Annotated in this window: 2 pseudogenes; both read left to right on the forward strand. The window is 73.1% G+C overall.

From position 1 onward, the window contains the following. Positions 1–340: pseudogene (locus tag ABFY07_RS42910) on the forward strand (SAM-dependent methyltransferase); the annotation flags it as partial. Between the two features lie 72 nt (positions 341–412). After that, a pseudogene (locus ABFY07_RS42915) lies at positions 413–535 on the forward strand (ABC transporter ATP-binding protein); the annotation flags it as partial.

Here is a 535-nt window from a genome sequence, read left to right on the forward strand (position 1 = left end):
GGTGCTGAGGCCCGGCGGCCGCTGGGTGTTCGCGGTGAACCACCCCATGCGCTGGATGTTCTCCGACGACCCCGGGCCGGATGGGCTGACCGTCACCCAGTCGTACTTCGACCGGACCCCCTACCTGGAGGTCGACGGCGGGGGCCGGGCCACCTACGTCGAGCACCACCGGACGATCGGCGACCGCGTGCGCGACGTCGTCGCCGCGGGCCTGGTCCTCGACGACGTCGTGGAGCCGGAGTGGCCCGAGGGGCACGAGCGGATCTGGGGCCAGTGGTCGCCGCTGCGCGGCGCGCTCTTCCCCGGCACCGCGATCTTCGTGACCCACCGGCCCGGATAGCGGTTTTCCGCTACCGGAGCGGGCGGGATGCACGGTGCCGCCCGGCCGGGCCGGTCCCTACCGTCGACCGTCGTGATCACGCTCGAAGGACTGACGAAGCGCTACGGAGACCGGCTCGCGGTCGACCACCTGACCGTCACGGTGCTGCCCGGCCGGGTCACCGGCTTTCTCGGGCCCAACGGCGCCGGGAAGTCC

Origin of the sequence: Streptomyces sparsogenes subsp. cuspidosporus (genome assembly GCF_039532705.1) — a bacterium.
GTDB lineage: Bacteria > Actinomycetota > Actinomycetes > Streptomycetales > Streptomycetaceae > Streptomyces > Streptomyces sparsogenes.